This window comes from Parasphingomonas halimpatiens (assembly GCF_036663795.1).
Taxonomy (GTDB): Bacteria; Pseudomonadota; Alphaproteobacteria; order Sphingomonadales; family Sphingomonadaceae; genus Sphingomonas.
Map to the genome: position 1 here is coordinate 117,093 of NZ_JAXOJP010000011.1, position 20,282 is coordinate 137,374.

Here is a 20,282-nt window from a genome sequence, read left to right on the forward strand (position 1 = left end):
TCGTCTCCTCAGCCGGGCAGCTTGTAGCGCATCTTGAAGTCACTCCAGCCACGCGGCACGTCGTAAAGCGCCTGCGGCAAGTCGCGCAGCGGCGAACAGCGTTTGAAGGTGGCGATCACGTTGGCTTTGACGCGATCGAGATAACGCCGATTGTCGTCATCGACACCATCATAGCCGAGCACCTCGGGATCGCCGATCAGCGAACCGTCGCGCCGCAGCTTCAGGTGGATGATGACGCGAATGCGCTCTGCGCCCGGCCCCGGCTTGACCTGTCGATCGGCGCAGGGTTGCACCTGCTGCACGATGCGGCGCGCCATGTCCGCCGCCGCCCGCACGTCGATCATCGGTGCGGACGCGCCTTGCACGCGCGTGGCTTGCGTGGCCATCGCGCCCGATGCGGCCGCAAACCCGGCTACCGTCGCTGCAAGATGCCAGGCCATGCTCATCCCGGCAGCTTGTAGCGCATCTTGAAGTCGCTCCAGCCACGCGGCACGTCGTAAAGCTCCTGCGGCAGGTCGCGCAGCGGCGAACAATGCTTGAAGGTGGCGATCGCGTTGTCCTTCACGCGATCGAGATAGCGGCTGTTGTCGTCATCGGTGCCGTCATAGCCGACCACCTCGGGATTGCCGATCAGCGAGCCGTCGCGCCGCAGCTTGAGGTGGATGACGACGCGAATGCGCTCGGCGCCCGGCCCCGGCTTGACCTGCTGGTTGGCGCAGGGCTGCACCTGCTGCGCGATCTTGCTGGAAATATCCATCTGCGCCTGCGCGCTCATCGTCGCGGCTTTCGGCACCTGCGATTTTGACGTGCTCGGCTTGTCGCTCAGCCCGGCCACGACATCCGCACTGAGACCCGCCCCACGCGGTTGCCTGCCGGACTTGGTGCCGGCGCCTGTCGCCTGGGCCTGCGCCGTGGCCGGCCTGGCGGCGGTGGTTGCCTCGCGCTTGGGCGGCACCTTCGCCTTGTCGGGCGTCGGCGCGACGGGCTTCTTCGGTTGCGGCGGCGCCGGGGCCGGTTTGGGTGGCGGGGCAGCCTTGGGTTGCGGCTTGGGCGGCGCGGGGTCTGGCTCGCTCTCCGCGGCGGGCGCGGCGGGGGCGTCCTCGGGCGTGCCGAGTTCGGGCGCCTTGCTCTGCGCCGGCGGCGTCACCGATTGCGGCGCCGTGGCTTCCAGCCCGACCTTGTCGACCAGCGACACGTCGATCCCCGGCGGTGGTGGTGGCGGGGGGGGCGTCTTGCCGAAGAAACCGAGCGACAGCGCGCCGAGCACCGCAACGTGCCCGACGATCGCGATCCCCAGCCCGATCTTTTCGGTGCGGTCCATCAGGGTGCGACCCGCGCCATCTTATTTGCCGTCGTCGCCGACGGTGACCAGCGCGACACGATTGAGCCCGGCATGGTTGAGTTCTCCCATCACGCGCATCACCTTGCCATAATCGAGATGGCGGTCGGCGCGCAGGAAGATCTGCGGCGGCTTGCCATCCTGTTGCTTCGCGGCAACCTGCGTCAGCATGTCGGGCAGGGTGCTGTCGCTAACCGCGAGCTTGTCGACATAGATCTTGCCGTCGCGATCGAGCGAAATCTCCACCGGCTGCTGGTCCTGGTCGAGCGGCTTGGCCTTGCTGTCGGGCAGTTTGACCGGCACGCCGGCGGTGAGCAACGGTGCTGTGACCATGAAGATGATCAGCAACACCAGCATGACATCGACCAGCGGCGTAACGTTGATGTCGGCCATCGGCGCGCGCCGCCCGCGACCGCGCTGCGAGGGAAGGTTGATCGCCATCAGCCGCGCACCGGCTGGCCTTCGAGCTGGCGGCTCAGCGTCGCGTGGAAGCCGTCGGCGAAGCGGTTGAGCCGCGCCTCGATGCGGTTGATGCCGTGGCTGAAGCGGTTGTAGGCGATGACCGCCGGGATTGCGGCGAACAGGCCGATCGCGGTGGCGAACAGCGCCTCGGCGATGCCTGGCGCGACCACCGCGAGCGAGGTGTTCTGCGCCTGCGCGATGTGCGTGAAGCTGCTCATGATGCCCCACACCGTGCCGAACAGCCCGACGAACGGCGCGACCGAACCGACGGTCGCGAGAATGTTGAGCCGGTCGGACAGCGTGTCGACCTCATTCGCCACCGACGCGCCCATCGCTGTCGCGAGCCGCTCGCGCGTGCCGTCGCGATCGACCGCGCCGGTCGCGGTCGAGCGGCGCCATTCGGCCACCCCGGCCGAGAACACCTTGGCGATCGGCTGCTCGCTGTCGGCTTCCTTGCGGTGGAACGCATCGACATCGTCGGCCTTCCAGAAGGCGCGCTCGAAGCGTTCGGTCTCGCGCCGCGTCTTGCCCAGCCGCAGCGCGAAGCTGACGATGATCGCCCAGGTCCAGACGCTCGCCAGCAACAGCCCGCCCATCACGATCTGCACCACCAGATCGGCCTGCAGGAACAGCGCGACCGGCGACATCGAGCCGGGGTCGGTATGCACGAAGAAATCCGTCACGCTTGGTCTTCCCCTACCAGCACCGCGTCGAACGCGGCGATCCATGCCGGCGGCTGGCGGCGCGGCCGGCCCGTCGGGCCGACCAGTGCCACCGTCACCTCGGCATCGGTCAATATCGTGTCGCCGTGCATGACTCTCTGCTGAATATGCGCGGTGGCGGCGCGCAACTGTGTCAAACTGGACACTACGACGAGCATGTCGTCGAGCGTGGCAGGGCGCAGATAGCGGATCGACAGTGCGCTGACGGCATAGCCGCCGGCGCCCGAGACGATCGCGTCGCGATGGTCGATGCCGAGCAACCGCAGCATGTCGGAGCGCGCCCGCTCCATGTAGCGCAGATAATTGGCGTGATAGACCACCCCCGTCAGGTCGGTGTCCTCGAAATAAACGCGCAGCGGGAAACGATGCTCCGGCCCGTCGAAGCGCCCTTCGAGCGGCTGGTCCTCGGTCGATGCTGGCATGCGCGACCGTTAGCCGAGACCAGAGCGCGAAGGAACCCCGTTCGCCGCGCCACACGCACGGCTTGACAGCGGAGTAACGCTAAGGTTACATGTCACCCACAGGTTACATAGATTGGGGATCCGGCATGGTTTCGCAGAACGACACGGAGGTCGCCGATCGGCTCGGCCGCAGGCGCTCACGCGTCACGATCGCGCTCGCCATCTACTTCATCGCCGGGCAGGCGGTGTATCTCGGCCAGCCGGCGCATGACCCGCTGCGTTTGGTCGACCAGGTCAGGATCAGCGCCTGGCTGGTCTGGGCGGTGGTGCTGATGATCCAGTTCGCCACCAATGGCGGCCTGTTCCTCAGCAAATCGGTCCGCGCGCTGATGAATGACGAGGTGACCCGGGCGAATCGCGCCGACGCCTTTCTGTGGGGATTCTGGGGCGCGATGCTGGTCGCGGTCGCGCTCTATTTCGCCTCCCTGTTCGAGCCGCTGGCGGGCCGCGAGGCGATCCGCACCATCGTGACGATCGGCCTCGGCGTGGCGCTGCTCCGCTTCGGCATCCTGGAATGGCGTGCACTCAAGGATGGCTGACCGCCTGCTCAGCCGGCTGAAGGAACTTCGCAGTGCCGCCGGGCTGACCCAGGCCGAGCTCGCCGAGCGCGTCGGGGTCAGCCGCAAGACGATCAACACCGTTGAAAACGGTGTGTTCGTGCCGTCGACCGTCCTTGCGCTCAAACTGGCGCGCGCGCTCGATCGTCCGGTCGAGGCGCTGTTCCAGCTCGCGCCCGAAAGCTGAGGGCGATCAGGGCCAGGTGCTGCTGAAACCGGGCGCGGGGGCTTCCGCCGGGTCGATTACGGGCGCGGTGGCCGTCGCTTCCACGGCCGCCGGGGCCGCGTCGCGAGGCTGCGCATCGGCGGGGGCGGGCTCGAGCGGCGCCAGCGGGACGCGGGCGTTGGTGGCAAAAGCGACGCGCGGCGTGTCGTCGCGCGCCGCAAGGATGTAGCGCGCCTGCGCGACGAGGCTCCGTTGCGGCGCGAAGGCCTGTTCGAGTTGCGGCAGCGCATAGCGCGCAAAGGCCTGGAATTCGGCCGGCGCGACGCCCTCGCCGTCGCGCAACAGGTCGCGCGCGGCGGCGCAGAAGGCGTCATGCGCCTCGGGGGCGGCGAAGTGATTGTAGAGCCGTGTCATCGCATCGTCGTCGCGTTCCTGCCACGCCGCGCCAAAGCGCTCGCGCAGGCTTGCCTCGACCCCGGCGCGTGCCGCGGCGAGCGGAACGCGCTGCTTGGCCAGCATCCGGTTGTAGCGCGCGACCATCGTCGCGGCGTCGCGGTCTCGGCACGCCAGGGCTGCGACATTGAGCCCGGCGCGCACATGCCAGGCGATTTCGTCGGGCGACATGCCGTCGCCGGCAGGTGCCGCCCAGGACGAGACCTGCACCGCTTGTGCCGCCGCCGGCGCTGCCACGATCAACGCAGCGATCATCGCCACGGCGGTACGCACACACTGAACCATGATGAACTACCCCTTCACGCCCAGCTTCATCATAGGAGATCGCCGCATTGGCGACGGTAAAGGGGTGCGGAAAATCGTCGGTTCACCACAATTTGTGCCCCAGACATTCTTCGCGGGATGACCATTCTTCGCTGGACGAAGCGCCCCGCCGCCGGGCAAGCTCAGCCGATATGACCGAACCCGCGCTCAGCATTCACGGCCTGACCAAGGCCTTCGACAAGCCGGTCATTACCGGGCTCGACCTCGAGATCGCCGCCGGGCAGCTCTATGCGCTGCTTGGCCCCAATGGCGCGGGCAAGACCACGACGCTGCGCATGGTCACCGGCCTCACCGCGCCCGATGCCGGCACGATCCGCATCTTCGGCATCGATGCGCGCGCCGATCCGATCGCCGCCAAGGCGATCACCGCCTGGCTGCCCGACGAACCGATGCTCTACGACAAGCTGACCCCGTCGGAATATCTCGCCTTCATCGCCGGGCTGTGGCGGATGGACCCCGCCCGCGCCAGCGATGAGGCCGAGCGCCTGCTCCACTGGCTCGACCTGTGGGAACAGCGCGACACGCGCTGCGAGGGCTTTTCGCGCGGCATGAAGCAGAAGGTCGCGCTCGCCGGCGCGCTGATCCACGATCCGCAATTGCTGATCCTCGACGAACCGCTCACCGGGCTCGACGCCAACATGGCGCGCGCCGTCAAGGATGCGCTGCGCGCGCAGGTCGATGCCGGCAAGACCGTGATCATCACCACCCACATCCTCGAGGTCGCCGAGCGCATGGCCGACCGCATCGGCATCATCGCCGGCGGCAAGCTGCTGATCGAGGGCAGCCTTGCCGAGCTGCGCGACCATGCCGGCAATGAAGGCATGACGCTGGAAGACATCTTCATCCGCATGACGAGCGGCGCGTGAGCCGCTTCACGCCGTTTACGCCCGGCTCGTTCGCCTGGCTGGCCTGGCATGAGGTGATGCTGACGTGGCGGGCACGGCCGAAACGCCTCGTCAGCCAGATATTGGGCGTCGTGCTGCTGATCGGGCTGTTCGCGCTCGGCGGGTTGATCGGCTGGGCGCTGCGCGACGTGCCCATCCCGGTCAACGGCACCGCCTATGCGATCGTGCTCGCGGTCAGCGTGCTCGGCTTCACCTTCATGTCGACCCAGGCGATGATCGGCAGCCAGCGCACGCTCTACGACAGCGGTGACCTCGCCTTGCTGTTCTCGGCGCCGATCGAGCCGCGCATCGTGCTGCTCGCCAAGCTGCTCGGCATCGCCGGCACGATCGTGCTGACCTATGCGCTGCTGATCGTGCCGATCCTGCTGCCGATCGCGATCCTCGGGCATCCCGCGCTGCTCGGCTTTCTCCTGCTGCTGTTCGCGCTGGCGCTCGCCGCCGCCGCCACCGGCATCACCATCACGCTGACGCTCGCGCGCCTCGCCGGGCCGCGCGCCGCGCGCACCGTCGGGCAGATCGTCGCTGCGCTGCTCGGCGGCAGCGTGTTCCTCGTCTCGCAGATCCTGCCGCGCAGCGAGCGTGGCGAATCGTCGATGGCCGCTTTGTTCCTGCGCCTGCGCAACGCCGGCGTCGGCAGCAGCGGGCTGAGCGCGCTGCCCGGCCGTGCCGCGTTCGGCGATCCGCTCGCGCTGTTCATCCTGTGCGGCGGCGCGGTGTTGCTGTTCATGCTCGCCGGGCAGACGCTGCAGCGCCGCTTCATCAGCGGCTATCAGGACGGCGGCATGCGACTGTCGCGCTCCACCGCGCGCGGCAAGGCGATGCGGCGGTTGTTCCATGCCGGGCTGACGCGCGCGATCTTCGCCAAGGAATGGCGGTTGCTGGCGCGCGACCCGGCGCTCGCCTTCCAGCTCGTGCTGCGGCTGATCTATATGGCGCCGATCGTGCTGGTCGCGTTCGGGCGCGGGCACAGCATCCCGCTGCCGCCCGCACTCGCCTTTGCCAGCGTGCTCGTCGCGACCCAGCTGGTCGGCAGCCTGACCTGGCTGACCGTCTCGGCCGAGGACGCGCCCGAGCTGATCATGGTCGCGCCGGTCGAGAAGGACGATATCGACAGCGCGAAGCTGCTCGCCGCCTTCGCCATGGCGTCGCCCTTCGGCATCATCCTGCCGATCGCGATCGCCTTCCAGACCCTCCCCGGCGCCATCGCCACGCTGGTGCTGACGGCGATCGGCGGCGGCCTGTCGGGCGTGGTCGAGCTGCAGTTCGGCAAGCCGGGATCGCGATCGAGCTTCCAGCGCCGTCAGCGCTCGGGCTCGTTCATTGCCGGCATCCTCAACCTGATCATCGCCGTCGCCTTCGGCTGCGCCGCAGGGGTGGTGGTCTATTTCCTGAGCTGATGGCTCAGCCTCAGTGCACCCGCTCGCCGCGCGCACACATGCCCGTGAACTTCGCGATCCGCGCCGCTCGCGTCGCGGGCTTTTTCGCCTCATGGACCCGGTAGAGAATGGCGTAGCGATTGGCCGAATCGAGTTGGTCGAAAAAACCCCGCGCGCCGGGTTCGGCGTCGAGCGCCGCCGCCAGATCGTCGGGCACCGTCACGCTCGATTGCGGCGCATAGGCGGCATCCCAGCGCCCGTCGGCCTTGGCCGCATCGATCTCGGCGTGACCCGCCACCGCGACGCGCCCCGCCGCGACCAGTTCGATCGCGCGCGTGCGGTTCTTCTCCGACCATTTGCTGCGGCTTTTGCGCGGCGTGAAGCGGATCAGCCACCAGTCATCGTCATACGGGTTCAGCTGGCCGTCGATCCAGCCATGGCACAGCGCGCCGTCGATCGCCTCGGCCTTGGACACCGACGGCACCCCGGCGCTCGCCTTGGCGAGCTTGAGCCACACGCCGGACGACGAGCGCGGCTCGGCGGCGAGCCACGCCTCCCACGCCGCGAGGTCGGCAAGGGCGCGGATCGGCAGGCCGGCGCGCGCCGTCTCCATCAGGCCGCCCGCTTCTCCAGCGCGTGCGCCGCCTCGTCCATCAGTGTGGCGATGATCTCGGCGAGCGGCTCTTCCTTGGTCACCATGCCGACCGACTGGCCGGCCATCAGGCTGCCATGTTCGACATCGCCGTCGATTACCGCGCGGCGCAACGCGCCGGCCCAGTAGTGCTCGATCTGCAGCTGCGCTTCCATCATCTCGACCTTGCCCTCGTCGAGCGCCTGCGCGACCTCGCGCTGCTTGGCGGTGAACAGCTCGCTCGACGCGTTCTTGAGCGCGCGCACCGGGATGACCGGCAGGCGCGGGTCGATCTGCACGCTGGCGACCGCGTCGCGCGCCGAGGCGCGGATGAAGGCCTTCTTGAAATTGGCGTGCGCGATGCTCTCGGTCGCGCAGACGAAACGCGTGCCGAGCTGGACGCCGGCCGCGCCCATGTCGAGATAGGCGGCGATCGCCTCGCCGCGGCCGATGCCACCGGCGACGAACACCGGCACCTGCTCGGCGACCGCGGGCAAAATCTCCTGCGCCAGCACGCTGGTCGAGACCGGGCCGATATGCCCGCCGGCCTCCATGCCCTCGACGACAAGTGCATCGACGCCCGAGCGAATCAGCTTCTTGGCCAGCGACAGCGCGGGGGCGAAGCAGATCAGCTTCGCGCCATTGGCCTTGATCGCGTCGATCGAGCCGGTCGGCGGCAGCCCGCCGGCGAGCACGACATGCGTCACGCCATGCTTGTTGCAGACCTCGATCAGGTCGAACAGGCCGGGATGCATGGTGATCAGGTTCACGCCGAACGGCTTGTCGGTCAGCGCTTTGGTCGCGGCAATCTCGGCGTCGAGCAGCTCGGGCGTCATCGCGCCGCACGCGATCAGCCCGAAGCCGCCGGCATTGGACATGGCCGAGACGAGATGGCGCTCCGACACCCACGACATCGCGCCGCACAGGATCGCGACCTCCGATCCCAGGAAGGCGGCGCCACGCGCCATGCGTCGATTCAGTCGTTCTTGGCCGAGGGTCATGTGCACGGAGGCCTTTCGTCTTTGGCGAGCGGGCCTAGCCGCCACAATGGCAGCGCGGCAAGCGCCGATTGACAAGGCGCCGGGTCCGAAGGACTGATTGTGCGACTGCCCAATTATGTGAAGACCGGCCATGCAGCTCACCACCGATGAGGCACTGAATTTGGTTCGACGGGGCGCCGCTGCACTCCAGAAAGGTCGCGCCAGCGAGGCACGGCAGTGTCTGGAAGCGGTCACCCGCGCGGGCCGGGTAAACGGTCAGATATGGATGCTCCTCGCCGCCGCCTGTCGCGCCGATGACGACGTTCTTGCAGAAGAACAGGCGATCAATGAACTGCTCGCGCTCGAACCCGGTGCCGTGCGCGGACACATCATGAAGGGTGATTGCCGCGACAAGGCCGGGGATGAACAGGGCGCATTGAGATTTTACGAGAGTGCCTTGCTGATCGCGGAGGGGCAGCAAATCCCGGACGATCTCGCTCCCGAGATCCGCCGGGTGGAAGCGACGTTGAAAACAGCTTACGATAGACTCGACCAGCGACGGGAAGCTTCGCTGACGGCGCGGGGCATTGTCCCCGGCGCGCGCAGTCCGCGCTTTCAGCAATCGCTCGATATTTCGGCCGGGCGCAAGAAGATCTTCCCCCAGTCACCCACCTCATATTATTTCCCCGGCCTGCCGCAGATTCAATATTTTGAGCGGGAGAGTTTTGATTGGGTGCCGGCCGTGGAGGCGGCGGCGGATGCGATCCGTGCCGAGCTCGAGACGGTGCTGGCGCAGGGGCGCGCGGACTTCAGGCCCTATCTCGAAGCCAATCCCGACAGGCCCCGACCTGCCGACAAGGGCATGCTCGACAATCCCGACTGGAGTACGCTGTTCCTGTGCGAGAATGGCCGCCTGAACGACGAAGCCATTGCGCGCTGCCCGAAGACCTGGGAAGCGGTGCAAGCTGCCCCGCTGCCGCGCGTTGCCAATCAGCCGACGGTGATGTTCTCGATGTTGCGCGCCGGCGCCAGGATCGCGCCCCATTGCGGCATGTTCAACACCCGGCTGATCTGCCACCTGCCCTTGATCGTGCCGCCCGGCTGCGGCTTCCGGGTCGGTAACGAAGTCCGCGAATGGGAGCCGGGCAAGCTGCTGATCTTCGACGACACGATCGAGCACGAGGCCTGGAACGACAGCGACCGCGATCGCGTCGTCCTGATCTTCGATGTGTGGCGGCCGGAATTGACTGACCAGGAAAGGCGCGAAGTTGGCGCGCTGTTCAGCGGCCCCGATCCGACCTGATCGCTCGGCCGTCCAGGCCGTCACGTCCTCAACGCTTTCGGCGCTCCCTCTCCCAAAAAGGAGAGGGACTTCAGGTCAGGCCGCCACTTCCTCCGCGTCGAGCCCGTAGGCGGTGTGCAGCACGCGCACCGCGAGCTCGGTATAATCCTCCTCGATCAGCACGCTGACCTTGATCTCGCTGGTGGTGATCGCCTGGACGTTGATGCCGCGATCGCCGAGCGTCTTGAACATCAGCGCGGCGACGCCGGCATGGCTGCGCATGCCCACGCCGACGACCGAGATCTTGGCGACGCGCGTGTCGTGGATCAATTCGCTAAAGCCGATCGTCTCGCGCGCGCTGCCGAGCACCTCAAGGCTGCGCGCCAGGTCGGCGGCGGGCACGGTGAAGGTCACGTCGGTCGAGCCGGTCGAGTGCGCGATGTTCTGCACGATCATGTCGACGTTGATCGCCGCATCGGCCAGCGGGGTGAAGATCGACGCCACCGCGCCGGGCCGGTCGGGCACGTTGGTCAGCGTGATCTTGGCCTCGTTCTTGTCGTGCGCGATACCGGTAATGAGCTGGCGTTCCATGTCGTCGATTTCCTCCTCGCCCACGATCATCGTCCCGGGCAGCGTGTCCGCCGCGTCGCCGTCGACGAAACTCGACAGCACCTGGACGCGGACCTTTTCCTTCATCGCCAGCCCGACCGAGCGGGTCTGCAGCACTTTGGCACCGACGCTCGCCAGTTCGAGCATCTCTTCGTACGTAACCTTTTTGAGCTTGCGCGCGCGCGGCACGATGCGCGGGTCGGTGGTATAGACGCCATCGACATCGGTATAGATGTCGCAGCGATCGGCCTTCATCGCCGCCGCGATCGCCACCGCCGAGGTGTCGGAGCCGCCGCGGCCCAGCGTCGTGACGCGTTCGCCATCGGCGACGCCCTGGAAGCCGGGGATCACCGCGACCTCGCCGCTCGCCAGCGCCGCCTCGAGCGCGGCGGTGTCGATATCCTCGATCCGCGCCGAGGCATGCGTCGAACTGGTCGCGATCGGCAGCTGCCAGCCCATCCAGCTGCGCGCCTTCACGCCCGCCGCCTGCAGCGCGATCGCCAGCAGACCCGAGGTGATCTGCTCGCCGGCCGAGACGACCACGTCATATTCGCGCGGATCGTAGAGCGACGAGGCCTCACGGCAGAAACCGACCAGCCGGTCGGTCTCGCCGGCCATCGCCGAAACCACCACGGCGACCTGGTTGCCGGCCTCGACCTCGCGCTTGACGCGCGCGGCGACGCTGCGGATGCGCTCGATCCCGGCCATCGACGTGCCGCCGAACTTCATCACGATACGTGCCATGGCCGCTGTGGCGCCCCCTGTTGCGAAGAGCGCGCCTGATAGAAACGCGCTTGGGCGATGGCAAGCAATCGCCGCTTCGCCGCGCGCCAAGCAAATCTATCGATGCCCAGGCGCGGCGGCGCATTCCGCTTGGGCGCCAGACGATCGGTTGGTAGGATAAGCCATGCAAATCACCGCGCCCTCGACGATCGACCCGAACGAAGCCGCGCATTTCGGCGCGATGGCGGCGGAATGGTGGGACCCGAAGGGCAGCTCGGCGATGCTGCACAAGCTCAACCCCGCGCGGCTCGGTTATCTGCGCGAGCGGGTCGATGCCCATTGGCAGGGCGACGGCGCCAGCTTCACCCCGCTCACCGGCAAGCGCGCGCTCGATGTCGGGTGCGGTGCCGGCCTGTTGTGCGAACCGCTCGCCCGGCTCGGCGCGGCGGTGACGGGGATAGACGCGGCGGCCGAGAACATCGCCGCCGCGCTCGCCCATGCCGCACTGTCGGGTCTGAAGATCGACTATCGCACCGGTGGGATCGAGGCGCTGGCCGGCGAGACCTTCGACCTCGTCACTAGCCTCGAGGTGATCGAGCATGTCGCGACCCCCGCCGCGTTCGTCGCCGGGCTCGCCGCTGCGCTGGCGCCGGGCGGGCTGCTGATCCTCTCTACCCCCAACCGCACCGCGCTGTCGCGTCTCGCGCTGATCACGATCGGCGAAGGCACCGGCCGCATTCCGCGCGGCACGCACGACTGGGAGAAATTCCTGCGTCCGGCCGAACTGACCGAGCTGATCGAGGATGCCGGGCTCAAGGTCACCGACACACGCGGCCTGTCGCTTTCCCCAGCGCGGGGCTTCGTCATGTCGGACGACATGACGCTCGATTATTTCGTGACGGCGGTGAAGGCGTAAGGCGACCGGGCCAGACGGCTCACCGGGGACTCTTGCCTCCGGCGCGCGCGACATCCGCCGCATCGCGCCACGCACCGGGCTCAACCCCGTCGAGCGTCCAGTCGCCGATCCGCCAGCGCACCAGCCGCAGTGTCGGCAGGCCGACCGCCGCCGTCATCCGGCGCACCTGGCGGTTGCGGCCCTCGCGGATCGTCAGGCGGAGCCAGCAATCGGGCACGGTCTTGCGGAAACGCACCGGCGGATCGCGCGGCCACAGTGCCGGCGGGTCGATCCGCTCGACCTCGGCGGGCAAGGTCATGCCGTCCTTCAGCCGCACCCCGCGCCGGAGCGGGTCGAGCTGTTCGGTGCCCGGATCGCCCTCGACCTGGACGAGATAGGTTTTCGGCATCTTGAATTTCGGATCGGCAATCCGCGCCTGCAATCGTCCGTCATCGGTCAGCAGCAACAACCCCTCGCTATCGAGGTCCAGCCGGCCCGCCGGATAGACGCCGGGCAGGTCGATGAACCCCGACAGCGTCGGCCGCGCCGATCCCGTGCCGGCATCGGTGAACTGGCACAGCACGCCATAGGGTTTGTTGAACAGGATCAACCGCGACATCACGCCTCCCTGCGTCTGGCGCCGGCCTTGTGCGCCGCGCGGCCGCGCAAATGCAAATCGCGCAAACCGTGATCGTCGCTTCCTGATCGGCGCCGCGGAGCGTACAGATCGTTTTTGCTGCCCCCCGTTATCAGCGAAGGCGGACACCATGATGACCGACCGGATCGCCTGCGCGGCGTTACGCGCGAAGATCATGCATGCCGAGGCCGCCGCGGCGCTGATCGGCGACGGCGAGACGATCGGGATGAGCGGCTTCACCGGCTCGGGTTATCCCAAGGCGGTGCCGATCGCGCTGGCGGCGCAGATCGAGGCGGAACATGCCGCCGGCCGCCCGTTCCGGATCCGCGTCTGGACCGGCGCCTCGACCGGGCCCGAGCTCGACGGCGCGCTCGCCAGGGCCGACGGCATCGAGTTTCGCCTGCCCTATAATTCCGACCCGATCGCGCGCGAGAAGATCAATCGCGGCGAGATGGAATATTTCGACATGCATCTCAGCCAGGTCGCGCCGATGGCGTGGCAGGGTTTTCTCGGGCCGCTCGACGTCGCGCTGATCGAAGTGACCGGCATCCGCGCCGACGGCTCGCTGATCCCCTCCTCCTCGGTCGGCAACAACAAGACCTGGCTCGACCGCGCCGACCGCGTCATCCTCGAGGTCAATCGCTGGCAGAACCCCGCGCTGGAGGGGATGCACGACATCTATTATGGCACGCGGCTGCCGCCGGATCGCGTGCCGATCCCGCTGGTGCGCGCCGACGACCGGATCGGCACGCCCTATCTTGCCTGCGATCCGGCCAAGGTCATCGCGATCGTCGAGACCGACTCGCCCGATCGCAACCTGCCCTTCAGTGCGCCGGACGAAGCGGCGCAGGCGATCGCCTATCATCTGCTCGACTTCCTCGCGCATGAAGTGGCGCGCGGGCGGTTGCCCGAATCGCTGCTGCCGATCCAGTCGGGGGTCGGCAACATCGCCAATGCGGTGCTGACCGGGCTCGTCGACAGCCGCTTCTCCAACCTCACCGCCTTCACCGAGGTCATCCAGGACGGGATGCTCGACCTGCTCGACAGCGGCAAGCTGCGCATGGCCTCGGCCACCGCCTTCTCGCTCAGCCCCGAGGCGGCGCTGCGGATCAATGCCGATATGGGGCGCTACCGCGACCGCATGATCCTGCGCCCGCAGGAGATCAGCAACCATCCCGAACTGATCCGCCGGCTCGGCTGCATCGCGATGAACGGGCTGATCGAGGCCGATATCTATGGCAACGTCAATTCGACGCACGTCATGGGGTCGCGCATCCAGAACGGCATCGGCGGCTCGGGCGATTTCGCGCGCAACGCCTATGTCTCGATCTTCATGACGCCCTCGACCGCCAAGGGCGGCAAGATCTCGGCGATCGTGCCGCAGGCGAGCCATGTCGACCATATCACACAGGACGTGCAGGTGATCGTCACCGAACAGGGGCTGGCCGATCTGCGCGGGCTGAGCCCCAAGCAGCGTGCCACGCTGATCATCGAGCGCTGCGCGCATCCGGCCTATCGCCCGATGCTGGCGGATTATTATGCCCGCGCGCGCGCCGGCGCCTATGGCCAGCAATCGCCCTCGCTCCCCGGCGAGGCGCTGTCATGGCACCAGCGCTTCATCGATACCGGAAGCATGGCGCTGGCCTGAGCGGCGTTGCGGCGGCTCATGTCGAGGCTGAAAAAGACGGCGTCGACATGGAAGCCTTATACCAAATCCCCGCGAGTATGGCTCTCTCAAGCCCCTGCCCTTCAGGGGAGGGGTTGGGGGTGGGGCCGTGCCGTAAGTGCGGCGCTCGGGGAGAAGCTCCACCCCAACCCCTCCCCTGAAGGGGAGGGGCGAAAGGTGCCAATCCCGTGAGATGCGGTACTAGGCATCAGTCCATGTCGGGCTTGGGCATGATGCCGGCCGCGATCGCTGCGCCATAAGCTTGCGCGACGAAATCCATCAGGTCGTTCGACGAACTCGACTCCGCCGCAAAAGCGGGCTGTTCGTGCGTCTCGCGCGCCACGGCTTTCATCTTCCGGGTCAGCGCCGGATCGCCGCCGGTCGCTTCGAACACCTTGCCCATCCAGCGCCGCGCAAGGTCCATCGCTTCCGCCGAGCAAGGGTCGCCGGCCTGCATCAGCTTTGCGGCCTCGTCATGCAGTGCGCCCCATGCGGAATCCGGCTTGTCCATCCCGCCATAGCCATTGGCGCTCAGCGTCTGCTGGTCGGCGGGAGAAAAGTGCCTGGCGGCGACAGCTTCATAGGCGGCGCTCAAATCGTTCGTGCGCTTGTCGGTCATGGTGGTTTCCCTGGTGAGGTCCATAAGGTCGTCCGGGGAAAGGCCGCCTTGGCTGGCGAGCTTGGCCCGTGCCGCCGAAAGCAGCCGAAGCGCCTCGCCGACCCGCTCGGCTTCCTGGCGCAGCACCTGTTCGTGCAGTTCCAGGAACGTCGCCAGATCAGGGAGACCGCCCGACAGAAGCTCGGCGATCCGGCTGAGCGGAAAGCCGAAGCTCTTGAGGGCGATGATTTGGTGCAGGCGGCTGATCTGCGCGGGGCCGTAGACCCGCCAGCCAGCCGCCGTTCGCTCGGCCCTGATCAAGCCCATCGCCTCGTACAGCCGCAAGGCCTTGCCGCTCACACCGAACCGGCGAGCTGCTTCAGCAGAACGGAGATTGGGTCCAGTCTTCGCCAAGGTGCAGCCCTTCATCGAACGATTCGCGCTATCGGGCCTGCCCCAGGGGCAGGTGCAAGAGGAAATCGCTGGAAGGCGCGCCGGGTTCTACCTGGCGGCTCTTGCCTGTGGGTTCACGCCCTGGTTTCTTCGTGGTCGCGGGTCTGATCAAGAATAGCCGGATTCCAACTTTCCGTTGCACGCGCTAAGCGTGGCACGTCGTCAGGGAGGGGAATCATGGCGGATCTCGGGTTCGATGCCTTGGCCTATGCCCGCTCATGGGCCGCCGCGTGGAATGCCGGCGACATCGAGGCGGTGCTCGTCCATTTCGACGATAACGTCGTCTTCACCTCGCCGCTTGCCGCAAGGGTGGTCGCGGGCAGCCGGGGCAACATCCGCGGCAAGGACGCGTTGCGCCGTTACTGGAGCGCCGCGGTCGACCGCACGCCACGCCCCGAATTCCACTTGCTGTCGGTCTGTGCCGGCGTCGACAGCCTCGTCATCGCCTTCCGCAACGAACGCGGCGAGGCGCGCGCCGAAGTGCTGCGTTTCCGCGACGGCCTCGTGATCGAGGGGCATGGCACCTACGCCGTCACCGCAGCCGGCGACCGCACTAAGCGGCGCCGCGCCGCTTGCGCGCCTTGCCGCCTTGACCCATGATCCCCCGGCACGCCGCGAAACGGCGGCGCAGGGGAGGACAGATGGCGGTCGATGACATTGCGCGGATCGCGGCGGACCCGCGTTATCAGGTGTTGATGCGTCGGCGCGGGCGCTTCGCCTGGCTGCTGACCGCGATCATGCTCGCCGCCTATTTCGGCTACATCCTGCTGATCGCCTTCGACAAGGCGTTCCTCGCGCGGCCGGTCGCCGGGGGCGTGACCTCGCTCGGGATCGTCATCGGCTTCGGCATCATCCTGCTGGCGATCGCGCTGACCGGGCTCTACGTCCACCGCGCCAATACCGAGTTCGACGCGCTGATGGCCGATCTCGTCGCGGGCGACGCCGCATGAGCCGTCTCCTGTGGCGCCTGGCGCCGATCGTCGCGCTGCTCGCCGCCGCGCCCGCCTTCGCTCATCCCGCCGGCGTCAGCGTGCAACAGCCGACCAACTGGACCGCGATCGCGATGTTCGCCGCCTTCGCGGTGCTGACGCTCGGGATCACGCGCTGGGCGGCGCGGCGGACGCGGACGGCGGCCCATTTCTACAATGCCGGCGGCAGCATCACCGGCTTCCAGAACGGGCTCGCCATTGCCGGCGACTATATGTCCGCGGCGTCGTTCCTCGGCATCTCGGCGCAGATCTTCAAGGATGGCTATGACGGGCTGATCTACGCGATCGGCTTCCTCGTCGGCTGGCCGATCATCATGTTCCTGATGGCCGAGCGGCTGCGCAATCTCGGCCGCTTCACCTTTGCCGACGTCGCCTCGTTCCGCTTCGCCCAGGCGCCGGTGCGGCTGTTCGCGGCGCTGAGCACTTTGGTCGTGGTGCTGTTCTACCTCACCGCGCAGATGGTCGGCGCGGGGCAGCTGATCAAATTGCTGTTCGGGCTGCGCTACGAATATGCCGTGGTGATCGTCGGGGTGCTGATGACGCTCTACGTGCTGTTCGGCGGGATGACCGCGACGACCTGGGTGCAGATCATCAAAGCGGTGCTGCTGCTCGGCAGCGCGACCTTCATGGCGGTGATGGTGATGGCACAGTTCGGCTTCTCGCCCGAGGCGCTGTTCGCGCGCGCCGTGCAGGTGAAGACCGACCTCGCGGCGGCGGGCGGCGCCACGGCGGCGGACGCGGCGAAGGCCGGGCACTCGATCATGGGGCCGGGCAATTTCATCAAGGATCCCGTTTCGGCGATCTCGTTCGGCATGGCGCTGATGTTCGGCACTGCCGGGCTGCCGCACATCCTGATGCGTTTCTTCACCGTGCCCGACATGCACCAGGCGCGGCGATCGGTGCTGTGGGCGACAGGGTGGATCGGCTATTTCTACCTGCTGACCTTCATCATCGGCTTCGGCGCGATCGTGCTGGTGGCGACCGACAGCCATTATGTCGACGGCGCCGGGACGCTGCTCGGCGGCGGCAACATGGCGGCGATCCATCTCGCGCATGCGGTCGGCGGCAATGTCTTTCTCGGCTTCATCTCGGCGGTCGCCTTTGCGACGATCCTCGCGGTGGTCGCCGGTCTGACATTGTCGGGAGCGTCGGCGGTGTCGCACGATCTCTATGCGACGGTGCTGCGCCACGGCGCGGCGGATTCGGCGGCCGAGCTGCGCGTGTCGCGCTGGACGGTGCTGGTGCTGGCGGCGATCGCGATCCTGCTCGGCATATTGTTCGAGAAGCAGAATGTCGCCTTCATGGTCAGCCTGGCCTTTGCCGTGGCGGCATCGAGCAACTTCCCGGTGCTGCTGCTTTCCCTGCTGTGGAAAGGCGCGACGACGCGCGGGATCGTCGCCGGCGGATGCCTCGGGCTGGTGCTGGCGCTGGTGATGACGGTGCTGTCGCCGGCGGTGTGGGTGGCGATCCTCGGCTACAAGGTCGCACCTTTCCCCTGGTCGTCGCCGGCGATCTTCTCGATGCCGGTCGCCTTCGCGACGATCTGGCTGGTGTCGGTGCTCGATCGCTCGCCCCGCGCCGGGGTCGATCGCGCGGGCTATCTCGCGCAGCGCGTGCGCGCCGAGACGGGGCTGGGGGCGGTGCGCGGCGGCGGGCATTGAGCGTCTAGGCGCCCGGGCTACCCCGTTAGGGCGGGATGCGGCGCGGAAGGGCGCTTCCTATATCGCGCCCATGACCGAACTCATCGTCTGGCATGACGGCGCCTGCCCGCTGTGCGAACGCGAGATCGCGCTGATGCGGCGGCTCGACCGGCGCGGTGCGATCACCTTCGTCGATGCCAGCAGCGCGGCGCCATCGGCGTGCCCGATCGACCGTGCCGAACTGCTCGCACGCTTCCATGCCCGCGAGGACGGTCGCCTGCAGTCGGGCGCGGCGGCGTTCGCGGCGATGTGGCGGGCGATCCCGTTGCTGCGCCCGCTCGGCCTGGTCGCGCGCGTGCCCGGGGTGCTGTTCGTGATGGAGGCGATCTATCGCGGCTTCCTGCGTGTGCGGCCCGCATTGCAACGTCGCGCCCGGCGGCTGGCGCGATGAGGCCGGTGCCCGACCCCGTGCTGCCGGGGCAGCAAAGCGTGTGGGCCTATCCCCGCCCCGCCATCGCCGAGCGCTGCACCGCACGAATCCGCATCGAGCATCGCGGCGTGGTCGTGGCCGACAGCGTCGCCGCGATCCGCACGCTCGAGACCAGCCATCCGCCGAGCTACTACATCCCACCCGCCGACATCGCGCCGGGCGTGCTGCGTGCGGCGAGCGGATCGTCCTGGTGCGAGTGGAAGGGTCGGGCGAGCTATTGGGACGTGGTGGTCGGCGATGTCGAACTGCGCAAGGTTGCGTGGAGCTATGCCGAGCCGACGCGCGCCTTCGCCCTGCTGCGCGACCATGTCGCCTTCTACGCCGCACCGTTCGACCTTTGCAGCGTCGATGGCGAGACGGTGAGACCGCAGCCGGGCGGCTTCTATGGCGGCTGGATCACCGCGGATCTTGCCGGGCCCTTCAAGAGCGTGCCCGGAAGCACCGGCTGGTGAGCGACGAGGGTCGTCCGCGCGGCCGCGCCGTGCCGAGCGGGCGGCTGGCGCGCTTCGGCCAGTTCGGGCGGATCGCCGGCGGTGTGGCGGGCGGGATGGTCGCCGAGGCCGGGCGGCGGATCGTCGCGGGCGAGCGGCCGAGGCTGCGCGACATGATGCTGACGCCGGGCAATGTCGCGCGCGTCACCGAGCGGCTGTCGCACCTGCGCGGCGCGGCGATGAAGCTCGGCCAGATGATCTCGATGGACGCGGGCGATTTCCTCCCCGCCGAGCTGAGCGAGATCATGGGCCGGCTGCGCGAGGATGCGCATCACATGCCCCCCGCGCAGCTCGAGCAGGTGCTGGTGCGCGAATGGGGTGCCGACTGGCGGACGAAACTGTCGGCGTTCGACGCGCGACCGATCGCCGCCGCCTCGATCGGCCAGGTCCACCGTGCGCGGACGCGCGACGGGCGCGAGCTGGCGATCAAGGTGCAGTATCCCGGGGTGCGCGAGTCCATCGACGCCGATGTCGACAATGTCGCGAGCCTGTTGCGCTTGTCGGGCCTGCTGCCGCGCGAACTCGATATCGCGCCGCTGCTTGCGGAGGCCAAGCGGCAGCTGCGCGAGGAGGCCGATTATGCCCGCGAGGGGGAGCAGATGACCCGCTTCGGCGCGCTCGTCGCCGATACGCCCGGTCTGGTCGTGCCAGTGCTCGAGCCGGCGATGACCACTGACAATATCCTGGCGATGAGCTTCGTCGCGGGCGACCCGATCGAGCGTCTCGAATCCGCCCCGCAGGCGACACGAAACGCGGTAATGCAGATACTTGTCACGCTCGTGCTGCGTGAGCTGTTCAGCTTCGGCTGGATGCAGACCGACCCGAATTTTGGCAATTTCCGCTATCAGCCCGACACCGGGCGGCTGGTGCTGCTCGACTTCGGCGCGGTGCGCGCGATCGATCCTGCGACGAGCGAGGGGTATCGCCGCCTGATCCGCGCCGCGCTGGCCGGGGACCGTGACGAGGTGCGCGCGGCGGCGCAGGCGGCGGGGTTCATCGGCGAAGGCGTCGTCGGGCGTCACCGGGCGAAGATCGACGCGATGATCGACGTGATCATCGGCGAACTCCAGCGCCCCGGCCCGTTCGACTTCGGCGACCGCGTGTTCGTCGGGGTACTGCGCGAACAGGGCTTCGAGATCGCCGCCGACCGGGCGAGCTGGCACATCCCGCCAGTCGACCTGCTGTTCGTCCAGCGCAAGATCAGCGGGACCGCGCTGCTCGCCGCGCGGTTGAAGGCGCAGGTCGATGTGCGCGCGATGATCGCCGGGCTCTGAACCAAATCCCCGTGAAATTGGCTTTCTCAAGCCCCTCCCCTTTGTTTAGACCGGAGACAAGGTGGACAGGTGTTCGGGGACATGGTGAACAGGTTGAACGATGTTCTGGCGCAGGTCGACCTGCGCCAGAACGTGGCGGCGATAGCATAGGGTGAAGAT

At 67.9% G+C, this 20,282-nt stretch carries 24 protein-coding genes; 13 read left to right on the top strand and 11 right to left on the bottom strand.

What is annotated here, in order from left to right:
* Window positions 1–8: 8 nt before the first annotated feature.
* From tolA (U1839_RS13445) to U1839_RS13465, 5 genes are read right to left on the bottom strand one after another with little or no spacing between them, the layout of a single operon-like run.
* On the bottom strand, window positions 9–386 hold the full coding sequence (tolA, locus tag U1839_RS13445; RefSeq protein WP_332804115.1) for a cell envelope integrity protein TolA: 378 nt from the start codon (window positions 384–386) through the stop codon (window positions 9–11).
* Window positions 387–442: 56 nt separating this feature from the next.
* On the bottom strand, window positions 443–1,321 hold the full coding sequence (tolA, locus tag U1839_RS13450; RefSeq protein WP_332804116.1) for a cell envelope integrity protein TolA: 879 nt from the start codon (window positions 1,319–1,321) through the stop codon (window positions 443–445).
* 21 nt (window positions 1,322–1,342) lie between these two features.
* Window positions 1,343–1,780 carry a protein TolR gene (gene tolR / locus U1839_RS13455; protein WP_332804117.1) on the bottom strand — a complete coding sequence of 146 codons (438 nt, stop codon included), beginning with the start codon at window positions 1,778–1,780 and terminating at the stop codon, window positions 1,343–1,345.
* The gene (gene tolQ / locus U1839_RS13460) at window positions 1,780–2,448 is read right to left on the bottom strand and encodes a protein TolQ (RefSeq protein ID WP_332804145.1); all 669 of its coding nucleotides are present in this window, start codon (window positions 2,446–2,448) and stop codon (window positions 1,780–1,782) included. Before tolQ ends, tolR begins: the two co-directional genes overlap by 1 nt.
* A 32-nt stretch (window positions 2,449–2,480) precedes the next feature.
* Entirely contained in the window at window positions 2,481–2,945 is a 465-nt protein-coding gene (locus U1839_RS13465; RefSeq protein ID WP_332804118.1) for a YbgC/FadM family acyl-CoA thioesterase, read from the bottom strand.
* Window positions 2,946–3,070: 125 nt separating this feature from the next.
* Between U1839_RS13465 and U1839_RS13470 the strand changes: the two genes are divergently transcribed.
* Both U1839_RS13470 and U1839_RS13475 read left to right on the top strand, forming a co-directional pair.
* On the top strand, window positions 3,071–3,523 hold the full coding sequence (locus U1839_RS13470) for a hypothetical protein (RefSeq protein WP_332804119.1): 453 nt from the start codon (window positions 3,071–3,073) through the stop codon (window positions 3,521–3,523).
* The gene (locus U1839_RS13475; RefSeq protein WP_332804120.1) at window positions 3,516–3,728 is read left to right on the top strand and encodes a helix-turn-helix transcriptional regulator; all 213 of its coding nucleotides are present in this window, start codon (window positions 3,516–3,518) and stop codon (window positions 3,726–3,728) included. The genes U1839_RS13470 and U1839_RS13475 overlap by 8 nt, the downstream gene beginning before the upstream one ends.
* Before the next feature lie 6 nt (window positions 3,729–3,734).
* On the opposite strand, the gene U1839_RS13480 is transcribed toward U1839_RS13475, so the two are convergent.
* Window positions 3,735–4,445, bottom strand: coding sequence for a hypothetical protein (locus U1839_RS13480; RefSeq protein WP_332804121.1), 711 nt, complete (start codon window positions 4,443–4,445; stop codon window positions 3,735–3,737).
* 170 nt (window positions 4,446–4,615) lie between these two features.
* On the opposite strand from U1839_RS13480, the gene U1839_RS13485 reads away from it, so the two are divergent.
* Together U1839_RS13485 and U1839_RS13490 are read left to right on the top strand one after the other, a co-directional pair.
* Complete coding sequence (locus U1839_RS13485; RefSeq protein WP_332804122.1) at window positions 4,616–5,350, top strand: ABC transporter ATP-binding protein; 735 nt, start codon at window positions 4,616–4,618, stop codon at window positions 5,348–5,350.
* The gene (locus tag U1839_RS13490; RefSeq protein WP_332804123.1) at window positions 5,347–6,786 is read left to right on the top strand and encodes a hypothetical protein; all 1,440 of its coding nucleotides are present in this window, start codon (window positions 5,347–5,349) and stop codon (window positions 6,784–6,786) included. The genes U1839_RS13485 and U1839_RS13490 overlap by 4 nt, the downstream gene beginning before the upstream one ends.
* Before the next feature lie 10 nt (window positions 6,787–6,796).
* Here the strand turns inward: U1839_RS13490 and U1839_RS13495 are convergent, their stop codons facing one another.
* Window positions 6,797–7,378, bottom strand: coding sequence for a YdeI/OmpD-associated family protein (locus U1839_RS13495; RefSeq protein WP_332804124.1), 582 nt, complete (start codon window positions 7,376–7,378; stop codon window positions 6,797–6,799).
* Window positions 7,378–8,364 carry an NAD(P)H-dependent flavin oxidoreductase gene (locus U1839_RS13500; RefSeq protein ID WP_332804125.1) on the bottom strand — a complete coding sequence of 329 codons (987 nt, stop codon included), beginning with the start codon at window positions 8,362–8,364 and terminating at the stop codon, window positions 7,378–7,380. Before U1839_RS13500 ends, U1839_RS13495 begins: the two co-directional genes overlap by 1 nt.
* Window positions 8,365–8,527: 163 nt before the next feature.
* On the opposite strand from U1839_RS13500, the gene U1839_RS13505 reads away from it, so the two are divergent.
* The gene (locus tag U1839_RS13505) at window positions 8,528–9,679 is read left to right on the top strand and encodes an aspartyl/asparaginyl beta-hydroxylase domain-containing protein (RefSeq protein WP_332804126.1); all 1,152 of its coding nucleotides are present in this window, start codon (window positions 8,528–8,530) and stop codon (window positions 9,677–9,679) included.
* Between the two features lie 75 nt (window positions 9,680–9,754).
* Here U1839_RS13505 and U1839_RS13510 read toward each other — a convergent pair whose 3' ends face one another.
* Window positions 9,755–11,011: an aspartate kinase gene (locus U1839_RS13510; RefSeq protein WP_332804127.1), complete on the bottom strand. Its 1,257-nt coding sequence runs from the start codon at window positions 11,009–11,011 to the stop codon at window positions 9,755–9,757.
* A gap of 163 nt (window positions 11,012–11,174) precedes the next feature.
* Here U1839_RS13510 and ubiG point away from each other — a divergent pair, with 163 nt between their 5' ends.
* Window positions 11,175–11,906: a bifunctional 2-polyprenyl-6-hydroxyphenol methylase/3-demethylubiquinol 3-O-methyltransferase UbiG gene (gene ubiG, locus U1839_RS13515; RefSeq protein WP_332804128.1), complete on the top strand. Its 732-nt coding sequence runs from the start codon at window positions 11,175–11,177 to the stop codon at window positions 11,904–11,906.
* A 19-nt stretch (window positions 11,907–11,925) separates the two neighbouring features.
* Here the strand turns inward: ubiG and U1839_RS13520 are convergent, their stop codons facing one another.
* Window positions 11,926–12,504, bottom strand: coding sequence for a pseudouridine synthase (locus tag U1839_RS13520; protein ID WP_332804129.1), 579 nt, complete (start codon window positions 12,502–12,504; stop codon window positions 11,926–11,928).
* Window positions 12,505–12,655: 151 nt separating this feature from the next.
* Between U1839_RS13520 and scpC the strand changes: the two genes are divergently transcribed.
* On the top strand, window positions 12,656–14,170 hold the full coding sequence (gene scpC, locus U1839_RS13525; RefSeq protein ID WP_332804130.1) for a succinyl-CoA:acetate CoA-transferase ScpC: 1,515 nt from the start codon (window positions 12,656–12,658) through the stop codon (window positions 14,168–14,170).
* Window positions 14,171–14,396: 226 nt separating this feature from the next.
* Here the strand turns inward: scpC and U1839_RS13530 are convergent, their stop codons facing one another.
* The gene (locus tag U1839_RS13530; RefSeq protein ID WP_332804131.1) at window positions 14,397–15,215 is read right to left on the bottom strand and encodes a MerR family transcriptional regulator; all 819 of its coding nucleotides are present in this window, start codon (window positions 15,213–15,215) and stop codon (window positions 14,397–14,399) included.
* A 201-nt stretch (window positions 15,216–15,416) separates the two neighbouring features.
* Between U1839_RS13530 and U1839_RS13535 the strand changes: the two genes are divergently transcribed.
* From U1839_RS13535 to U1839_RS13560, 6 genes are all read left to right on the top strand, one after another.
* Entirely contained in the window at window positions 15,417–15,839 is a 423-nt protein-coding gene (locus U1839_RS13535; protein WP_332804132.1) for a nuclear transport factor 2 family protein, read from the top strand.
* Between the two features lie 41 nt (window positions 15,840–15,880).
* Complete coding sequence (locus tag U1839_RS13540) at window positions 15,881–16,189, top strand: DUF485 domain-containing protein (protein ID WP_332804133.1); 309 nt, start codon at window positions 15,881–15,883, stop codon at window positions 16,187–16,189.
* The gene (locus U1839_RS13545; protein ID WP_332804134.1) at window positions 16,186–17,889 is read left to right on the top strand and encodes a cation acetate symporter; all 1,704 of its coding nucleotides are present in this window, start codon (window positions 16,186–16,188) and stop codon (window positions 17,887–17,889) included. Before U1839_RS13540 ends, U1839_RS13545 begins: the two co-directional genes overlap by 4 nt.
* A 70-nt stretch (window positions 17,890–17,959) precedes the next feature.
* A complete protein-coding gene (locus U1839_RS13550; protein ID WP_332804135.1) occupies window positions 17,960–18,319 on the top strand; it encodes a thiol-disulfide oxidoreductase DCC family protein in 360 nt (119 codons plus the stop codon).
* Window positions 18,316–18,810, top strand: a complete 495-nt coding sequence (locus U1839_RS13555) for a DUF427 domain-containing protein (RefSeq protein ID WP_332804136.1) — start codon at window positions 18,316–18,318, stop codon at window positions 18,808–18,810. The genes U1839_RS13550 and U1839_RS13555 overlap by 4 nt, the downstream gene beginning before the upstream one ends.
* Complete coding sequence (locus tag U1839_RS13560; RefSeq protein ID WP_443030619.1) at window positions 18,804–20,123, top strand: ABC1 kinase family protein; 1,320 nt, start codon at window positions 18,804–18,806, stop codon at window positions 20,121–20,123. The genes U1839_RS13555 and U1839_RS13560 overlap by 7 nt, the downstream gene beginning before the upstream one ends.
* Window positions 20,124–20,282 lie beyond the last annotated feature (159 nt).